Annotated in this window: 14 protein-coding genes and 1 pseudogene; 11 read left to right on the top strand and 4 right to left on the bottom strand. The window is 64.4% G+C overall.

The genetic code is table 11. The features are described 5' to 3' along the window. Positions 1-33: 33 nt before the first annotated feature. Together rnpA and rpmH are read right to left on the bottom strand one after the other, a co-directional pair. Positions 34-429, bottom strand: coding sequence for a ribonuclease P protein component (rnpA, locus tag G7079_RS01235; protein WP_166057789.1), 396 nt, complete (start codon positions 427-429; stop codon positions 34-36). Positions 430-517: 88 nt separating this feature from the next. Next, positions 518-658, bottom strand: a complete 141-nt coding sequence (gene rpmH / locus G7079_RS01230) for a 50S ribosomal protein L34 (protein WP_139716416.1) — start codon at positions 656-658, stop codon at positions 518-520. Between the two features lie 225 nt (positions 659-883). On the opposite strand from rpmH, the gene dnaA reads away from it, so the two are divergent. From dnaA to G7079_RS01175, 11 genes are all read left to right on the top strand, one after another. Beyond that, complete coding sequence (dnaA, locus tag G7079_RS01225; protein WP_166054790.1) at positions 884-2,212, top strand: chromosomal replication initiator protein DnaA; 1,329 nt, start codon at positions 884-886, stop codon at positions 2,210-2,212. Between the two features lie 269 nt (positions 2,213-2,481). Next, positions 2,482-3,582, top strand: a complete 1,101-nt coding sequence (gene dnaN / locus G7079_RS01220; RefSeq protein ID WP_166054788.1) for a DNA polymerase III subunit beta — start codon at positions 2,482-2,484, stop codon at positions 3,580-3,582. Between the two features lie 79 nt (positions 3,583-3,661). Beyond that, positions 3,662-4,765 carry a DNA replication/repair protein RecF gene (recF, locus tag G7079_RS01215; protein WP_166054786.1) on the top strand — a complete coding sequence of 368 codons (1,104 nt, stop codon included), beginning with the start codon at positions 3,662-3,664 and terminating at the stop codon, positions 4,763-4,765. A gap of 111 nt (positions 4,766-4,876) precedes the next feature. After that, positions 4,877-7,375, top strand: a complete 2,499-nt coding sequence (gene gyrB / locus G7079_RS01210) for a DNA topoisomerase (ATP-hydrolyzing) subunit B (RefSeq protein ID WP_166054784.1) — start codon at positions 4,877-4,879, stop codon at positions 7,373-7,375. A 90-nt stretch (positions 7,376-7,465) separates the two neighbouring features. Continuing rightward, positions 7,466-8,278, top strand: a complete 813-nt coding sequence (locus tag G7079_RS01205) for a M48 family metallopeptidase (RefSeq protein ID WP_166054782.1) — start codon at positions 7,466-7,468, stop codon at positions 8,276-8,278. A gap of 111 nt (positions 8,279-8,389) precedes the next feature. Then, positions 8,390-9,526, top strand: coding sequence for a hypothetical protein (locus tag G7079_RS01200; protein ID WP_166054780.1), 1,137 nt, complete (start codon positions 8,390-8,392; stop codon positions 9,524-9,526). A 151-nt stretch (positions 9,527-9,677) separates the two neighbouring features. Beyond that, positions 9,678-10,370, top strand: coding sequence for an energy transducer TonB (locus G7079_RS01195; protein ID WP_166054778.1), 693 nt, complete (start codon positions 9,678-9,680; stop codon positions 10,368-10,370). 81 nt (positions 10,371-10,451) lie between these two features. Continuing rightward, positions 10,452-11,210, top strand: coding sequence for a MotA/TolQ/ExbB proton channel family protein (locus G7079_RS01190; protein ID WP_166054776.1), 759 nt, complete (start codon positions 10,452-10,454; stop codon positions 11,208-11,210). Positions 11,211-11,237: 27 nt separating this feature from the next. Continuing rightward, the gene (locus tag G7079_RS01185; protein ID WP_166054774.1) at positions 11,238-11,663 is read left to right on the top strand and encodes a biopolymer transporter ExbD; all 426 of its coding nucleotides are present in this window, start codon (positions 11,238-11,240) and stop codon (positions 11,661-11,663) included. 11 nt (positions 11,664-11,674) lie between these two features. Beyond that, a complete protein-coding gene (locus tag G7079_RS01180) occupies positions 11,675-12,088 on the top strand; it encodes a biopolymer transporter ExbD (RefSeq protein WP_166054772.1) in 414 nt (137 codons plus the stop codon). A gap of 159 nt (positions 12,089-12,247) precedes the next feature. Beyond that, positions 12,248-12,667 carry a biopolymer transporter ExbD gene (locus G7079_RS01175; RefSeq protein WP_166054770.1) on the top strand — a complete coding sequence of 140 codons (420 nt, stop codon included), beginning with the start codon at positions 12,248-12,250 and terminating at the stop codon, positions 12,665-12,667. A gap of 3 nt (positions 12,668-12,670) precedes the next feature. Here G7079_RS01175 and G7079_RS01170 read toward each other — a convergent pair. After that, positions 12,671-13,434, bottom strand: a pseudogene (locus tag G7079_RS01170) (pyridoxine 5'-phosphate synthase). Continuing rightward, positions 13,431-13,688 (bottom strand): hypothetical protein, encoded by a 258-nt coding sequence (locus G7079_RS01165; protein ID WP_166054768.1) that lies wholly within the window; start codon positions 13,686-13,688, stop codon positions 13,431-13,433. Before G7079_RS01165 ends, G7079_RS01170 begins: the two are co-directional and overlap by 4 nt. Positions 13,689-13,715: the final 27 nt, after the last annotated feature.

Raw genomic sequence — 13,715 nt, 5'->3', positions numbered from 1 at the left:
CAGGCAGGCTCGGCCGGCGCGGGGCGCGGCGCATCAGGGGGAATGGGAGAGGTGTGCGGGCGGCATTGTGCCGGCCGCAGCCAGTGGGGGCAACGCGCCGGCGCGCTGCAGCACGCGCAGGAAGGCCGCGCGCAGGGCCAGATTGTCTGCCTGCGCCGCCGCGGGGCGGGCCACGATTACGTAGGCACCAGGCCCAAGCCGGGAGCGCAGTTTACGGAATGCATCGCGCAGCACGCGCTTGATCCGGTTGCGGCCGACCGCATGCGGATCGACTTTGCGCGACACCGCCAAGCCCAGTCGCGGCGGCGCGCCATCGTCCAGGCGGTGCAGCGCCAACAAGGGTTCCGCGGTGCGCTTGCCTGCCTCGAACACGCGGTCGAATTCGACTTTCGCACGCACGCGCGCAGTCGCCGGAAAATCGGCGGACACGACAAAACCGACATCCTGCGTGGATGTCGGTATCGAGGCTTGCGACTTGGAGCTCACGCGCAGATCCGGCGCCAGGGCCGGACGCGGGTCAGACGGTCAGGCGGCTGCGGCCCTTCGCACGACGACGCGCGAGGATCTTGCGGCCGTCGGCGGTCGCCATGCGGGCACGGAAGCCGTGGTCGCGCTTGCGCTTCAGGTTGCTGGGTTGGTAAGTGCGCTTGGTCGCCATGGCGGGTCTGCGTTATTTCGGCGGAAAAGATTCGGAAGCTTAGCTGCGACCTGTTCGCCGGTCAAGCGCTGCACTGCAATAAAACCAAGGCCTCGTCGAGTGCACGTGCACGTGGCCGCCTGCGATGGGCGGTGATACGCTGCCGCTTCCCCGATGTTATCCACAGGCGGCCGGTCGGCGCCGGTGGTGCCGTCGACCGCGCTTCCCCAAGAGTATTCGCCCGCCATGGATGTCTGGCCCCGCTGCCTGCAACGCCTCGAAGCCGAACTGCCGCTGGAGGACGTGCGCACCTGGCTGAAACCGCTGCAAGCCGACCGCCGTGACCGCCAGCTGGTGCTGTACGCGCCGAATGCCTTCGTGATGGAGGAAGTCCGCAGCCACTACCTGCCGCGCATTCGCGAGCTGGCCGCGCATTACGGCGAGGCCGAGGTTAGCCTGGACATCGGCACCCTGCGCCGGATCGAACCCGTCGCCAGCACCATCGTCGGCGCGCGTGTGGCGGCAACGCCGGTCGAACCATTCCAGGGCAATGTCGATACTCATTACACCTTCGACAATTTCGTCGAAGGCCGCAGCAACCAATTGGGGCGCGCCGCCGCCTGGCAGGCCGCGCTCAAGCCCGGCGACCGCGCCCACAACCCACTGCTGCTGTACGGCGGCACCGGCCTTGGCAAGACCCACCTGATGTTCGCCGCCGGCAACCAGATGCGGGCGGCCAACCCAGCGGCCAAGGTCATGTACCTGCGTTCCGAGCAGTTCATGAATGCCTTCACCAAGGCGCTCTATGACAAGACCAGCGGCGGCATGGAGGCGTTCAAGCGCCAGTTCGTCGGCATCGACGCCTTGCTGATCGATGACATCCAGTTTTTCGCCGGCAAGGACCGCACCCAAGAAGAGTTCTTCCACACCTTCAACGCGCTGTTCGACGGCCGCCAGCAGATCATCCTCACCTGCGATCGCTACCCGCGTGAGGTCGAAGGCCTGGAGCCGCGGCTGAAATCACGCTTGGGTTGGGGCCTGTCGGTGGCGATCGATCCGCCGGATTTCGAGACCCGCGCGCAGATCGTGCTGGCCAAGGCCCGCGAACGCGGCACCGAAGTGCCGGCGGAAGTCGCTCAACTGATCGCCAAGAAGATGCGCAGCAACGTGCGCGAGCTGGAAGGCGCGATCAACAAACTGGTGGCCGAAGCCGGCTTCGCGGGCCGCGCGCTGACCGTGGAATTCGCCCAGGAAACCTTGCGCGACCTGCTGCGCGCACAGCAGCAGGCGATCAGCATCGCCAATATCCAGAAGGTCGTGGCAGACTACTACGGCCTGCAACTGAGGGAGATGTTGGGGAAGAAGCGAACCCGTTCGCTGGCGCGCCCGCGGCAGATGGCGATGGCCTTGGCCAAGGAATTGACCGAACACAGCCTGCCGGAAATCGGCGATGCGTTCGATGGCCGCGACCACACCACCGTCCTGCACGCTTGCCGGCAGATTCGTCACCTGATGGAAAGCGACGGCAAGCTGCACGAGGACTGGGAAAAACTGATCCGCAAGCTCAGCGAGTAAACAAACGTCGTGACAAGTCCGGGACAAGTTGTGGATAACCACGAAGCCAACCCCGGACACCGCAGTTATCCACACGTTATCCGCAAGTCGCAGGGTGTTTGTCCACCCGGTTTTATTCCAAAAAAAATCTTGTAAAACAAATACTTATCTTTGTTTTCCCGTACTTTTAGCTCTACTATCTCTACCTGCTTTTTAGATTTATCCATTTCTTCAAGAGCCGGACAGCACGCCCAGACCGGCCTCCACGCATCGGAAACTTAGGGGTCAACATGCGGTTCTCCCTGCAACGCGAAGTCCTGCTGAAGCCGCTGGCGCAAGTGGTCAACGTGGTCGAACGCCGGCAAACTCTGCCGGTGCTTGCCAACCTGCTGGCCAAGGTGCGCGACGGACAGCTGTCGCTGACCGGCACCGATCTTGAAGTCGAAATGGTGGCGCGCACCGCAGTCGATGATGCCCAAGACGGCGAGATCACCATCCCGGCACGCAAGTTGTTCGAAATCGTGCGTGCCCTGCCCGATGGCAGCAAGGTCACCGTCAGCCAATCCGGCGACAAGGTCACCGTGCAGGCCGGCCGTAGCCGCTTCAGCCTGGCCAGCCTGCCGGCCAACGATTTCCCCTCGGTGGATGAAGTCGAAGCCACCGAACGCGTGTCGGTACCCGAAGCCGCGTTGAAGGAACTGATCGAGCGCACCGCGTTCGCCATGGCCCAGCAGGACGTGCGCTATTACCTCAATGGCCTGTTGTTCGACCTGCGCGATGCGACCCTGCGCTGCGTGGCAACCGACGGCCATCGTCTGGCCCTGTGTGAAGCCGCACTGGATGGCGGCAGTGGCAGCAAGCGCCAGATCATCGTCCCGCGCAAGGGGGTGCAGGAACTGCAGCGCCTGCTGGAAGGCGGCGACCGCATCCTGGAACTGGAACTGGGCCGCAATCACATCCGGGTCAAGCGCGACGATGTCACCTTCACCAGCAAGCTGATCGACGGCAAGTTCCCGGATTACGAAGCGGTGATCCCGATCGGTGCCGACCGCGAGGTCAAGATCGACCGCGAAGTCCTGCGTGCCGCCTTGCAGCGTGCCTCGATCCTGTCCAACGAGAAGTACCGCGGCGTGCGCGTCGAGGTCTCGCCGGGTCAGCTGAAGATCAGCGCGCACAATCCGGAACAGGAAGAGGCGCAGGAAGAAGTCGAAGCCGATACTCATGTGGATGCGCTGGCGATCGGCTTCAACGTCAATTACCTGCTGGATGCCCTGTCCGCCCTGCGCGATGAGTTCGTGGTGATGCAGCTGCGCGATGCCAATTCCTCCGCTCTGGTACGCGGTGCCGACAACCAGCACGCTCGCCACGTGGTGATGCCGCTGCGCCTGTGACCGCAGGCGTGTTCCACGTGGAACATCCACAGCGCCCGGCTTCGGCCGGGCGTTGCCGTTTTATGGCCGAAACCCCTGAATGCTGATCCGTCGCCTCCAATTGCAATCGTTCCGGCGTTTCGCCGATGTCGAACTACGGCCGCAACCGGGCTTCAACCTGATCACCGGCGACAACGGCAGCGGCAAGACCAGCTTGCTGGAAGCGCTACATCTGCTCGCACACGGCCGCAGCTTCCGCGGACGTGTGCGAGACGGCCTGATTCGACACGATGATCCAGCGCTCAGCGTCTATGCCGAATGGTCGGCGGGGGCGACGAAGACGCAACATCGCGCCGGTCTTCGCCATTCCGGCGGCAATTGGGAGGCGCGGCTGGATGGTGCGTCGGTGGCCCATCTGGGCGAACTCTGCGAGGCGCTGGCGGTGGTCAGTTTTGAACCCGGCAGTCACGCCTTGATCGATGGCCCGAGTGAAGGCCGTCGTCGTTACCTCGACTGGGGGTTGTTCCACGTGGAACGTGCCGACCGTGGCGGCGACTTCCTGCTGCAGTGGCGTCGGCACGCCCGTGCGTTGAAACAACGCAATGCCCTGCTGCGCCAACGCCGCGCGGTTTCCCAGCTGGATGCCTGGGAGCATGAGCTGGCCCAGGCCGGCGAGGCGTTGACGACGCAACGTGAAGCCCATGTGGCGCGCTTGCAACCGCATCTGGATGCGATGATCGAGGCGTTGTTGCCAGCAGCGGGCGCAGGGCAGCTGGGGCTAAATCCCGGCTGGAAGCGGCAGGAGGTGTCGCTGGTCGATGCGCTGCTGCTGGCACGGGATCGGGATTTGGTGCAGGGCCACACCTCGGTGGGGCCGCATCGGGCCGATTTGCGTCTGCAGCTGCGGGATCTGCCAGGGCGCGACGGCCTGTCGCGCGGCCAGGCCAAGCTGGCCGCGCTGGCGTTGTTGTTGGCGCAGGCCTCGTATCTCGCCATGCAGGATGGCCATTGGCCGGTGCTGCAGCTGGACGATCTGGCCTCGGAACTCGATCGCCACCATCAGCGCCGGGTGTTGCAAGCCTTGCATGCCAGTGGTGCGCAGGTTTTCGTGACCGGCACCGAGGCACCGCTGGTGTTGCGGGAGCTTGATCTGCCTGTTGCCATGTTCCACGTGGAACATGGGGCAGTCACGCCGGCTGGATGAACGGCCAGACAGGCGCTGCTGGGCGGCGATTGCTATACTGTGGGTTCCTATAGCTAATGTGTCTCGGCGTGCATGACTACCGCCTGCACGCCGCGGGAGCCTAACGCGCCGATGTCGCAGCACGAGTCCACCACGGGCCAAGCGCCCGAAACCACCGTTTCCAAAACCCCGGCGAACAACGGGACCTACGACGCCAACAGCATCACCGCGCTGGAAGGCCTGGAGGCCGTCCGCAAGCGTCCGGGCATGTATATCGGCAACGTCAACGACGGCTCCGGCCTGCACCACATGGTGTTCGAGGTCGTCGACAACGGCGTGGACGAGGCGTTGGCCGGCCATGCCGATGCTGTGCGCGTCACCATCCATGACGACGGGTCGGTTTCGGTGTGGGACAACGGTCGCGGCATCCCGGTCGGGCGCCACGCCAAGGAAAGCGAGAAGCAGGGGCGCGACGTCTCCGCCGCCGAGGTGGTGATGACAGTGCTGCACGCCGGCGGCAAGTTCGACGACAACAGCTACAAGGTCTCCGGCGGCCTGCACGGCGTGGGCGTGTCGGTGGTCAATGCACTGTCGGAGAAACTCCTCCTCGACATCTGGCGCGATGGCCACCACTACCAGCAGGAATATCGCCACGGCGAGCCGGTGTATCCGCTCAAGCAACTCGAGGCGTCCGACAAGCGCGGTACCGAAGTGCGCTTCTGGCCGTCGGCGGTGGCGTTCAACGACAACGTCGAATTCCACTACGACATCTTGGCACGTCGCCTGCGCGAGCTCTCGTTCCTCAATTCGGGCGTCAAGATCGAATTGATCGACGAGCGCCTGGAAGGGCGGCACGACCTGTTCCAGTACGAAGGCGGCATCCGCAGCTTCGTCGAGCACCTGGCCCAGCTAAAGACCCCGCTGCACCCCAATGTGATCTCGATCTCCGGCGAACAGGATGACATCGTCGTCGATTGTGCCGTCCAGTGGAGCGATTCCTACCAGGAAACGATGTACTGCTTCACCAACAACATCCCGCAGAAAGACGGCGGTACCCACCTGACCGGCTTCCGTGCGGCGCTGACCCGCACCCTGACCCGCTACATCGAGCAGAGCGGCATCGCCAAGCAGGCCAAGATCTCGCTGTCGGGCGACGACATGCGCGAAGGCATGATCGCGGTGCTGTCGGTGAAGGTGCCGGATCCGGGCTTTTCCTCGCAGACCAAGGAAAAACTGGTCACCGAACCGGTGCGTCCGGTGGTCGAGGCGGTGTTCGGCGCCAAGCTCGAGGAATTCCTGCAGGAAAATCCGAACGAGGCGAGGGCGATCGCCGGCAAGATCGTCGATGCCGCCCGCGCCCGCGAAGCCGCGCGCAAGGCCCGCGACCTGACCCGCCGCAAGGGCGCACTGGATATCGCCGGCCTGCCCGGCAAGCTGGCCGACTGCCAGGAAAAAGACCCGGCGCTGTCGGAACTGTTCATCGTCGAGGGCGATTCGGCGGGTGGCTCGGCCAAGCAGGGCCGCAACCGCAAGACCCAGGCGATCCTGCCGCTGAAGGGCAAGATTCTCAATGTCGAACGCGCGCGTTTCGACCGCATGCTGGCCAGCGCCGAAGTCGGTACGCTGATCACTGCGCTGGGCACCGGCATCGGCAAGGACGAGTACAACCCGGACAAGCTGCGCTACCACCGCATCATCCTGATGACCGACGCCGACGTCGACGGTTCGCACATCCGCACCCTGCTGCTGACCTTCTTCTACCGGCAGATGCCGGAGCTGATCGAGCGCGGCCACATCTACATCGGCCTGCCGCCGCTGTACAAGATCAAGCAGGGCAAGAACGAGCTGTACCTGAAGGACGATGCGGCGCTGGACGCCTACCTCGCCAACAACGCGGTCGATGGCGCGCAGCTGATTCCCGCCGCCGGCGAACCGGGTATCGAAGGTGCGGCGCTGGAGCAGTTGCTGCTGGCGTTCGCCAATGCGCGCGGCGCGATCGCCCGCAATGCGCACCGCTTCGACCCGATCGTGCTGGAGTCGCTGATCGACTTCACTCCACTGGATGCGGCATCGTTGGCCGAACACACTGACGAAGCGCACGAACTCGAGGCGCTGGCCGCCAAGCTCAACCGCACCGGCCTCGGCAAGCCGCGCTACACGCTCACCCTGCAGCCGGCGAACGAATCGCGCCCGTCGGCGTTGTTGATCACCCGCCTGCACATGGGCGAGGAACTGACCCAGGTGCTGCCGCTGTCCAGTTTCGAGCACGGCGAATTAAAGCCGCTGCGCGAAGCCGCCGCGGTGCTGCACGGGCTGATTCGCGATGGCGCGCAGATCCAGCGCGGCAATCGCGCCGCGCCGGTGGTCAGCTTCGCCGATGCGCAGGCCTGGTTGCTGGAGGAGGCCAAGAAGGGCCGCCAGATCCAGCGCTTCAAGGGCCTCGGCGAAATGAACCCGGAGCAGCTGTGGGATACCACGGTGAATCCGGATACCCGCCGCCTGCTACAAGTGCGGATCGAGGACGCGGTCGCCGCCGACGCGATCTTCAGCACCCTGATGGGCGATGTGGTGGAGCCGCGCCGCGAGTTCATCGAGGACAATGCGCTCAAGGTGGCCAACCTCGACGTGTGAACCAAGAGCACGGCTGCCGCAGCGCAGCTTGACGCGATCTTCAGGTTTGGCACATTACATATGGGCGTCATTCCCCGAAGGATCGCCACGATGAAAGCCAAGGCCCTGTTGCTCAGCATGGCGATCGCCACCGCCGTCTCTGCCTGCGCCACCACCACGTCACCGACCGGGCGCACGCAGGTCGTGGGCGGCGTCTCCGAAGCACAATTGGCGCAACTCGGCGAGCAGGCCTTTGCCCAGGCCAAGCAGCAGACCCCGCAATCAAAGGATGGTCGACAGACCGCGTACGTACGTTGCGTGGTGACCAGCCTGGTTCGCCAATTGCCGCCCGACTGGCAACGACTGAACTGGGAGGTCGCCCTGTTCGAGAATCCGGAAACCAACGCTTTCGCACTGCCGGGTGGCAAGGTCGGCGTGTACACCGGCATCTTCAAAGTCGCCAGAAACCAGGACGAGTTGGCTGGGGTGATTTCGCATGAAATCGGGCACGTGATCGCGCACCACCACAACGAACGCATCACCCGCCAGATGGGGGCGTCGGGCGCCTTGCAGGTGCTGTCGTCGCTCGCTGGCGCCCGCTACGGCGAAGGGGTCGGCAGTGCGGTGGCTCAGGGCGGCAGCATCGCCGCCCAGGCAGGTCTGCTGCTACCCAATTCCCGCGTCCAAGAAGGCGAAGCGGACGTCGTCGGCCAGCAGTTGATGGCCAAGGCCGGATTCGACCCGCGCGGCGCCGTGGCCTTGTGGCAGAACATGGCTGCCGCCAGCGGCTCGCGGCCGCCGCAATGGCTGTCCACCCATCCGGATCCGGCCTCACGCCTGCGCGAGCTGCAGGCCCGCGCCGACGGCCTGCTGCCGACGATGCAGGCGGCACGCAAGGCCGGTCACACCCCACATTGCCAGTGACTGAATGAGTTGCCGGCATGATTTCGGCACGGTTCAAACGATCTGCTTTCTGCTACGGTGCGACCCCCGCCGCATGATGGCGGAACCAATGACATCGCTTCGAGGTGACCCATGACCCGCTTTGCCCAATGTCCGCCATTTGTCGTCGCCCTGACCACTGCGTTGGCACTCGCCACGCTCGCACCTGCCGTTCAGGCGGAGCAGGAGAATACCTCGCCCTCCATGCGCGAACAGCGTGCCAAGCGAATGGCCGAGCTTGGCAAGGGCAAGAAGGAGGAGGCGAAGCAAGCTGAGCAGAAGCCGGCGATTTACCCGAATGCGACCCGCGTCTCTCCCGAGGCCAAGGCGAACGGCAAGACCGTCAAGGACCTGCAGGCGATGCAGGAGCTTTACGAAAAACAGGACATGGCTGGCGTGATTGCGAAGGCCGAACAGATCGCGGCAATGCCGACGGCTGGTGCCTATGACAAATCTTTCGCTTACTCGATGGCGGGTGCTGCCGCCGCCGACATGGACGACCAGGCCAAGGCCGCTGACTACTTCAAGAAAGCGGTCGATGCAAACGGTTTGGACAACGACAGTCACTACAACACGATGTACAACCTGGCGGTGATCCAGTACGGCAACGAAAAATACGCTGAAGCGCTGGCTACCATGGATCGCTTCCTGGCCGAGACCAAGTCCGTTGATCCGAAACATGCCGGATTCCGCGCGAGTGTCCTCGCGAACCTTGGTCGCAATGAAGAAGCGGCTGCGATCTACCAAGATCTGGTCGCCAAGAACCCGGCCGATAAGCGCACCTTGATGAACGCGGTCGCTGCGCTGCAGGGTGCCGACAAGCCCGATCAAGCCAACGTGCTGCTGGAGGACGCATACAAGCGCGGCATGTTGAGCGAAAGCCGCGAACTACGTGCGCTGTATGTGGGTTACATAAACGCACAGCGTTGGGACGATGCGAAGAAGGTGATCGAGGAGGGCCTGAGCAAAGGGATCCTGCAGGCCGGGCCCGATCTGGCGCGCGACTATCAGGTACTGGCGCAAAACGCCTATGTCGACGACAAGATCGCATTGGCGACCGAGCTGTATGGCAAAGCCGCGCCGATGGCAGCCGATGGCGAGGCCTACCTCAACCTGGCGAAGGTGCTTGAATACAGCGGCAAGAAGGCAGAAGCGAAGGCCGCTGCCCAGAAAGCATTGGACAAGGGTGTCAAGAAGCCCGAAGACGCCAAGAGGATCCTTGCCCGTTGAGAACTGCACCCCACTTTCGGGTCTGCACGAATCCACCGCTTGGAACAAGCGCAGGGGATTGGTATAGACTAGGTGGTTCCTGCGGCCCCCGGGCCACATGTTGTCGCCCCGGCGCAGCGCGTCCGGGGCTTCCCACACCAGAGCCTTGCGCATGACGCTAGACCCCGCCCAGATCCAAGATCTCGCCCAAATCGAGAAGAGCGAAGAAAACCGCGAAGGCGGATTGAGCTGGCCGCGCATCGTGGGTCTCAGCTTCGCCATCGCCATTCACGTGGCAGCCTTGCTGCTGCTGCTGGCGCCGATTTCGCCGCCGGCGCAGGACGTCGAGGAAGATGACGTGGTCAGCGTCACCTTCATCGAGCCGCCGCCGCCGCCGCCGCCGCCGCCGCCACCGCCGCCGGATCAGCCCAAGCCGCTGACCCCGCCGAAGACCTTGTCGCCGCCAAGGCCCAGCCCGGTGCCGCCGCCGCCGGATGATCCGCCGGTCGTATTGGATACGCCTCGTGCGGTCGACACCGTCGCCCCACCGCCGACTCCGCCGGCCCCGCCGGCACAGATCGCGGACATCAGCTCGGGCGTTGACCCGTCTTCGCGCGCGATGAATCCACCTAGGTATCCACCAGAAGAGCAGCGCCGCGGCGTTCAGGGCACCACAGTCCTAATCGTGAGTATCGACGCGAATGGTGCTGTCCTTGATGTCGAGGTTGAGAAGTCCAGCGGGAATCGGAATCTGGATCGTGCCGCGGTCACCGCCGCCAAGCGCTGGCGGTTCAACCCCGAAGTGCGCGATGGTCGAAAGGTTGCCAGCCGTGTACGCGTCCCGGTCGATTTCAAGCTGAACTAATTGCTGCGTTTGTTATATCTGTTCCATCCGTTCATTTTGTTCCACTTCTAAACTCCATCCACGACACCCAAAGGTAAGCGTATGTTGCAGGAAACGACTGCTGCCGCCCCTGCCGCCGCCGGAGGCAACAACGCCGCCGCGCTGCAGCAGATGGGCTTTGACCATCTGATCACCCAGCTCGACTTCGTCGGTTGGGTTGTTTTCATCACCCTGATGGTGATGTCGCTGATGTCCTGGTACTGGATCATCATCAATGCGGTGAAGAACAGCCGCCTGCGCGGCCGCGCGGATCGGGTGACCGGCACGTTCTGGGAAACCCCGAACGCGCAGGACGCGATCCGCTTCATGGAAGAACAGCCGAAGTCCGAGCCGTTCTCCAAGATCGCCCTCGACGCCGCCCAGGCCGCCGCCCACCACCAGCGCCATGACGGTTCGCGTCTGGCCGAGTCGCTGAACCGTTCTGAGTTCGTCGACCGCGCCCTGCGCCAGGCGGTGACCCGCGAGTCTTCGCGTCTTGAAGATGGCTTGACCGTGCTCGCCACTGTCGGTTCGACCGCGCCGTTCGTCGGCCTGCTCGGCACCGTGTGGGGCATCTATCGCGCCCTGATCAAGATCGGCGCGTCCGGCGATGCCTCGATCTCCGCGGTGGCAGGTCCGGTGGGCGAGGCCCTGATCATGACCGCGATCGGTCTGTTCACGGCGATCCCGGCGGTGCTGGCGTACAACTTCTTCGTGCGCCTGAACCGCGTCACCAACAATCAGTTCGACACCTTCGCGCACGACCTGCACGACTTCTTCGCCACCGGCTCGCGCGTCGGCGAAGTCGCCGGCAAGCGTTGATCGAAGCGAGCCTGACGGAGCATCACCATGGCCTTCAGTTCCGGTAACGACAGCGGCGGCCCCATGGCCGAGATCAACGTCACGCCCCTCGTGGACGTGATGTTGGTGCTGCTGATCATCTTCATGATCACCACCCCGCTGATGAACCACCGGGTCAAGGTGCAGCTGCCGGAAGCGGTGGTCGACAAGAAGGAAGAGAACAAGAAGATCCCGCCGGTCACCATCGCGGTGACCGAATCGGGCGCCTTGTTCTGGAACGACGAGCCGGCGACCCGGCAGCTGCTGGAAAGCGAGCTGTCGGTCGAGGCACAGAAGAGCCCGCAGCCGCCGGTGAATATCCGCGCAGACAAGACCACGCCGTATCGCCTGGTCAACGACGTGGTGAAGATCGCGCAGGCCCAGGGCATCGCCAAGGTCGGCTTCGTGACCACGCCGCCGAAGAAAGGCCAGTAAGGAGAACCGCCATGGCATTTTCAAGCAATTCCGGCGGTGGCGCGATGGCCGACATCAATGTCACGCCGCTCGTTGACGTGATGCTGGTGCTGCTCATCATCTTCATGGTGACGATGCCGATCCAGTCGGTGCCGGTCGATGTCGACCTGCCGCAGAAGACGGACAAGCCACCGGAGAATCCGAAGGAACCGCCGGATCCGATCGAACTGCGCATCGACGCCGCCGGTCAGGTGTTCTGGAACAACACGCCCACTCCGGTGAGCGCGCTGCAGCAGATGATGCGCAACGAAGTCGATCGCGATCCGACCAACCAGCCGGAACTGCAGATCGACACCAACGAAGCCGCCGAATACGGCATCTTGGCCAAGGTGCTCACCGCCGCCAAGAACGCTGAGATGGTGAAGATCGGCTTCGTGCAGAACTGAACAAGACAACTCAGGCTCCGCTAAGGAGCCCGTCGTGGATGACGACGCCGCCCCGCAAGGGCGGCGTTTTTTTGTATCCGAAAGACGCGGGCACTTGACCATTGCGCGCGATCGGCGCAGTTTGGAATCGGGCATTCCGCCCGCGGCAAGGAGGTTCGCATGACTGCGTCCGTCTTCGCTTCGGCTTCGACCGCAACCCGCCCCGCGCAAGGCGCGATGGCCGGCATCAACATCACCCCGCTGGTCGACGTGATGCTGGTGCTGCTGGTGATCTTCATGGTCACCATGCCGATCCGCAGCGACACACTTGCATTGAGCCTGCCAGGCGTCGCTCCGCCCAGCGCGGATCCCAAACCGGAACCCGTCCAGCTGCAAGTGCAGGCCGATGGCAGTGCGCTGCTGGACGGTGTGCGGGTTGAACTGCCGACCTTGGCCGCGGAGCTTCGTGCGCAGCGTGCGCAGGCACCGGATGCCGTTCTCTCGCTGGACAGCAATGGCGAGGCGGAATATCGCGCATTCGCGTTCGCGCTGGCCGCGGCGCGCGAGGCCGGTTACCGCGATATCGCGATCAGGCGCTGATCGTCAGCCGCTTACCGCGGCATCGACGATGCGGCGGTAAGCGCACACCGTGGACTCGAGGCCGGCGTACAGGGCTTCGCCGATCAGCGCGTGCCCGATCGAGACTTCGCGCACGTCCGGAACCGTAGCCAGGAAGGCCGCGAGGTTGGCTTGGTTGAGGTCGTGGCCGGCATTCACCGCCAAACCCGCCGATTGGGCCAGGCGCGCGGTAGCAGCGGCGGCCTGCAGTGCCTGCGTGGCATCGCCAGCGGCATAGGCCTCGGCGAACGGGCCGGTATAGAGCTCGACCCGATCAGCACCACAACCGGCCGCGATCGCCACATCCGGATCGCCGACATCGACGAAGACGCTGACCCGGCAATCGAGCGCCTTGAAGGCGGCGATCAGCGGGCGCAACGCACCGCCATCGCGGCTGAAATCGAAGCCGTGGTCGGATGTCAGTTGGCCATCGCCATCCGGCACCAGGGTGACCTGCGCCGGGCGGGTGCTTTCGCAAAGAGCAAGTAGTCCCGGATAACCCGGGCGGGGGGGGCGAACGGATTGCCTTCGATGTTCAACTCAACGCCGCGCTGCCGGCACAAGCCCGCCAAGGCACGCACATCGTCCTCGCGGATGTGGCGTGCATCGGGGCGCGGATGCACGGTCAGGCCGTGCGCGCCCGCGTCCAGGCAGGTGATGCCCGCGCGCAGGACATCGGGCTCGCCACCGCCGCGGGAATTGCGCAGCACGGCGATCTTGTTGAGGTTGACGCTGAGCGCGGTGCTCAAGGTGCGGGCGATTCCGGATTGTTCGCCGCTTTGCGCGCCTCGGCTTGTTCGCGCAGTCGGCGAAGCTCGGCGGGATCGATCATCGCACTGGGATCGCGGCTGCGGCCGGCCATGCGCGCCGAATACAGGCCGGCCAGCCACAGCACCAGCAACACCAGGGAGGCCAGCATGCACAGCAACATCAGGCCGCTGGAGGTGGTCTTGATGGCGACGGCCATCGCGGCGAGAGCGAGCAGGAGGTACAGCCAATGCATGCAGGCGGCTCCGGGCGGGGAATGGCG

Origin of the sequence: Thermomonas sp. HDW16 (assembly GCF_011302915.1) — a bacterium.
Classification (GTDB): domain Bacteria; phylum Pseudomonadota; class Gammaproteobacteria; order Xanthomonadales; family Xanthomonadaceae; genus Thermomonas.
Note: the sequence above shows the minus strand (reverse complement) of the source record. Positions and strands in the feature narration are given on the sequence as shown.

What these genes read in the sequence shown, in the direction of transcription:
- rpmH (WP_139716416.1), bottom strand. Translation starts at nt 658, where the DNA reads ATGGCGACCAAGCGCACTTACCAACCCAGCAACCTGAAGCGCAAGCGC.
- recF (WP_166054786.1), top strand. Translation starts at nt 3,662, where the DNA reads ATGCTGATCCGTCGCCTCCAATTGCAATCGTTCCGGCGTTTCGCCGAT.
- dnaN (WP_166054788.1), top strand. Translation starts at nt 2,482, where the DNA reads ATGCGGTTCTCCCTGCAACGCGAAGTCCTGCTGAAGCCGCTGGCGCAA.
- G7079_RS01180 (WP_166054772.1), top strand. Translation starts at nt 11,675, where the DNA reads ATGGCATTTTCAAGCAATTCCGGCGGTGGCGCGATGGCCGACATCAAT.
- dnaA (WP_166054790.1), top strand. Translation starts at nt 884, where the DNA reads ATGGATGTCTGGCCCCGCTGCCTGCAACGCCTCGAAGCCGAACTGCCG.
- G7079_RS01190 (WP_166054776.1), top strand. Translation starts at nt 10,452, where the DNA reads ATGTTGCAGGAAACGACTGCTGCCGCCCCTGCCGCCGCCGGAGGCAAC.
- G7079_RS01175 (WP_166054770.1), top strand. Translation starts at nt 12,248, where the DNA reads ATGACTGCGTCCGTCTTCGCTTCGGCTTCGACCGCAACCCGCCCCGCG.
- G7079_RS01200 (WP_166054780.1), top strand. Translation starts at nt 8,390, where the DNA reads ATGACCCGCTTTGCCCAATGTCCGCCATTTGTCGTCGCCCTGACCACT.
- gyrB (WP_166054784.1), top strand. Translation starts at nt 4,877, where the DNA reads ATGTCGCAGCACGAGTCCACCACGGGCCAAGCGCCCGAAACCACCGTT.
- G7079_RS01185 (WP_166054774.1), top strand. Translation starts at nt 11,238, where the DNA reads ATGGCCTTCAGTTCCGGTAACGACAGCGGCGGCCCCATGGCCGAGATC.
- G7079_RS01205 (WP_166054782.1), top strand. Translation starts at nt 7,466, where the DNA reads ATGAAAGCCAAGGCCCTGTTGCTCAGCATGGCGATCGCCACCGCCGTC.
- G7079_RS01165 (WP_166054768.1), bottom strand. Translation starts at nt 13,688, where the DNA reads ATGCATTGGCTGTACCTCCTGCTCGCTCTCGCCGCGATGGCCGTCGCC.
- G7079_RS01195 (WP_166054778.1), top strand. Translation starts at nt 9,678, where the DNA reads ATGACGCTAGACCCCGCCCAGATCCAAGATCTCGCCCAAATCGAGAAG.